At 41.8% G+C, this 3,916-nt stretch carries 2 protein-coding genes and 1 pseudogene; all 3 read left to right on the top strand.

Going from position 1 to position 3,916, the window contains the following annotated elements:
- Positions 1 to 392 (top strand): annotated as a pseudogene (locus QUA45_RS28185) (hypothetical protein); the annotation flags it as partial.
- A gap of 17 nt (positions 393 to 409) precedes the next feature.
- The gene (locus QUA45_RS28180) at positions 410 to 2,230 is read left to right on the top strand and encodes a hypothetical protein (protein ID WP_333223195.1); all 1,821 of its coding nucleotides are present in this window, start codon (positions 410 to 412) and stop codon (positions 2,228 to 2,230) included.
- A gap of 1 nt (position 2,231) precedes the next feature.
- Entirely contained in the window at positions 2,232 to 3,716 is a 1,485-nt protein-coding gene (locus QUA45_RS28175; RefSeq protein WP_333223193.1) for a DUF1802 family protein, read from the top strand.
- Positions 3,717 to 3,916 lie beyond the last annotated feature (200 nt).

Below are 3,916 nucleotides of genomic sequence, written 5' to 3'. Positions count from 1 at the left end.
ATGGTTCTCAAATTGGTACTCGGCTGGGAAATTCTTTGTTGAAGTGGATTCGGCATCAGGATGGTGCAGCAAGTGTTGCGGTTGAGAAGGGGAAGGCAGATGTAGGGACGATCGCATCCTATGACGATTTTAAGTCCCAAGCCCTTGCCCTATTTGAGAAACTGGACAAAGGCTACAACTACATGGGACTTGTCCCAATCTGGCATCTGCGCCGTGAGCTAGGGGAACAGGTTAGCCGGGAGAATTTCAAAGACTTGATTATGCAGATGCAGGCCGATCGTTTATTTTATCTCCAAAGTGGAGAGGCTCGTGGAGCAACTGATGAACAAAAGCAAGACTCGATCAGCGATGACATAAGAGGTCTTTTATTTTTCGCTAGCAAACCATCTTGAGATTGAGGCAGAAAACAATGACTGATCCGTATACACCGTTTGAAGAAGCACGCAAGCAACAGCCGAATCCTTTCAAATTGAAACCCATCGTAAGCGCGGATGAGGTTTGGGGTGAAGTCGTAACTGATCTCCCTGACCTCAACCAACAGGTTGACCAAACAATCTATAAAGCAATTTCTGAAGTCCGCCAAAAATATTCTGATAAAATCGGGATTGCAGTCAAAGGTGATAGAGGCACAGGCAAAAGTCATACAATCCACCGGATATGGAAAACTATTGAGCGTGAGGGCGGAGCTGTATTTGCCTACATCCCTCAATTTACTAACGCTAGTCGAATTGACTCCCATGTACGATTCTACCTTTCACTCAGCTTTAAGCACCAAGATGTCAGAGGAGTAACGCAATGGCAGCAACTTGCTGCGTCTATGATTGCGACTCTTAAGGGAACAGAATTTGAAGAAAAATACCAGCCCTATCTTGAAAAATGCAATCATCCTGAAGAATTAAGGAAATACCTCATTCAAAATCTCAACCCACCTCAAAGATATGAATTTATTGATGAGGTAATCGAAGCAATCTTAGAATCTCAACATGACCTTGACTTTAATTTTTTGAAAGCCGTTTTATTTCTCATATTTAGATCGGCTCCAATCGCTCAAGTTGGTATGGCTTGGATTCAAGGTATAGATCATCCTGAAACCAAGCAAAGGGGTTTACCAGAGTTTTCGCAGCAAGAACAAGATGCCAAGTCTATTTGGTTCATAGAGCAGATATGTAAGCTTGCTGGAGTTTCATCACGACCAGTATTGATTTGTTTCGATCAATTAGACAATCCTAGTGGGAGTAATGACTGCGGAGATAGCGGAGCTCAAATAGTAGCTAGCTGCATAGATAGAATTTACTTTCAATGTAGCAACGTACTTCTCCTCTGTTGCGTTATTAGCGACAGATGGAGGGAAATTGAACAAATGGGAAGTGGCATACCCGATCGTGTAGGACAAAGGTCTGTAACTACAAACCCACCGACTGCCGATCAGATGTTAGAGCTTGTTAAATTGAGGCTAGCTTGGTTTCACAGCCAAAACAGTCTAAATTCTGATGATTATCCGAATTTATATCCTTTCGATGCTAACGAAATCAGAGGTATTGCAAATAAAGCTGCTAGTGTGCGAAACTTGATGAAATGGTGTGCTGAACAATTTGATTCAGTGGAAATTGTAGCTCCCGGTACTTCAACCATAGACCCGAACGACAATAAACGGCAAGAGTTTCTGGATGCTTATAATGAACTCTTGAGTCGAGTTTCCGTACCCGATGCAAACGATGACCAGTTAGCTGGTGTTATTGCCTCTACAATGGCAATGATTCCTAAAGATGGAACAGAAAATGTAATAATTACTTCGGTTACACATATTAAGCAGGCAGGTCACGATCTACATTTGATTATTGAGGGTCACGATTCTCTTCAACAAAAAACAGTAAGAATTGGAGTCAGAGTTTCCGAAACTTTGACTGGCATGACATTCAATGCAGTAATGCAACGACTGTTGAAATATGCCAAACATAACATTACTCGTGGTTGCTTAGTCCGCTCAACACCCGTTCCCCTCAGTTGGAAGAAAGGCAAACAGCTTGAAGAAAAACTTGTACAGGAACAAGGAGGTGAAGTTGTTGTTTTAAAGAAGGATGAGATCAAGCCTTTAGCAGCACTTCATCAAATTTACGAGGAGGCTGAGAACTACGGGTTTACTAAGCAGGAAGTGATTGACTTCGTTCAAGAATTAAACCTGGCTGCTAAAAATCCACTACTTTGTGAAATTCTAAGCGCTCCTACTTAATATGAATCTTGGAATTATTAAGGGTATTCAATTACCAGCTTGTGATGTTGACCTACTAACATTAGGCAGGCTAATTGCTGTACCATTCAGGCAAAATATCAGAGAAGGTGAGGTACTCTGGCTCTATCCCAGTCAACACCTTCCTGATAATCTTAGCCTCGATCAATACTATCAGACTCAATATTTGACGAAGGCTGAAAGTGCATTTGCTGAACTTCAAACATATCCTATTCAGATTAAAGTCTGGGCGCGTTGTGAATATCATTGGCGGATTAATCCACAGCAAAAATACCTTTTAGAGAAAATTGCACAGTCAACAGTTTGGAAATTGGAAGCTTTGGAACATATTTTTGAAAAATACCAAGTTCTTAAGCTATTGATTTTACGAATTTATCGCCTGTCTAATTCTTGCGTAGTCAATGTGCAAACAGAGTCAGGAGCCTTCTATTGGCCGCAGCGCGACGATGTGATGGCAATGAATAGCGAGATTGATACTCCGGTGATTTCTGAAGCTAGTTTTTATCAGCGTAAAGCTCTCTTGGTGGCGGGAGAAGTCTATCCTTATAAATATTTAGAAGCTTTGCAGTTGCAAGTTGAGGAAATTGGTAGTAGCAACTTAGCTGCCAATCAGCTCAACGATGATATCAAAATATTTCTAGGTTGGTCTGAAAATTCACCAACAGCAAAACCAGACCGAGATTTAGCATGGATAAGTGCGATCGCACAAATCGGAAACTCTAGCGATGGTAATACATTTGAAAAGTTAGTCCGCAAAAGTTTTATCAAGCTAGGATTTGCTAATTCTAATACCAATCCGAAAGCTAGTCTCAATCCAGAATCAACAGGCGGCGCTGGTGGTTTAGACTTTTATTGCGAGACTCCATATCCAGTAGCGGGAGAGTGCAAAGCTAGCAAATATGAAAGTGTACCTAATAGTGTCACCGCTCAATTGGTTCATTTAGGCTTGACTCACTTGGGTCAAGATAAGTTCGATCGATCGATTAAAATTATTTTGGCGGCTGGGCCTTTAACTAATCCAGCTAATCAAGCAGCTATTGGTAGTAAAATGAACGTAATTCGCCCTGAAACATTGCAAAAGCTGGTTGAACTGAAAGCTAAGCAACCAGGTTCGATCGATTTATTACAGTTAAAACCTTGTTTGGAACAACAGCCGTTTGGTGAGGAAGCCGATGTTAAGGTTAATCGCTATATTGACGATGTGCGGGAAAAGCTTAAAGTGCGATCGCACATAGTTCAGCTAGTCAAAGACTTTTTGGAAAGAACAAAATCAACAAGTGTTGAATTTAATCAGCTTCACGGTGCTTATACCTTTTCTATGTCGCCCCAACCTTTAAAAGATAAAGAAATGCACGAAATTTTAATAGAACTTTCCTCACCTTTGACGGGTTACTTAGGGCGAATTAAAGGCGAGGATTTAGGGCGCGATCGCTTTTATTTCCTGCGCGACTTGCCCCTAAATGATTGAGATATGTCAAGGGCGGCGATTCCCTTCGGGATAGCTTCGCTTCACGTACTTCATCCAATTTCCTACACAGCATCAGGATCTACGCCCAACTCCCGTAACCTCGCCGCCAACCTTTCAGCACGCTGTTCGACTGTTTGTAGTTGCTGCAATTGAGCTTGTTCTGCCTTAATTAACCCTTCCACCAATGGCGGATCTAAAAT

The sequence above is a fragment of the Microcoleus sp. Pol12A5 genome (genome assembly GCF_036701435.1).
GTDB lineage: Bacteria > Cyanobacteriota > Cyanobacteriia > Cyanobacteriales > Microcoleaceae > Microcoleus.
Note: the sequence above shows the minus strand (reverse complement) of the source record. Positions and strands in the feature narration are given on the sequence as shown.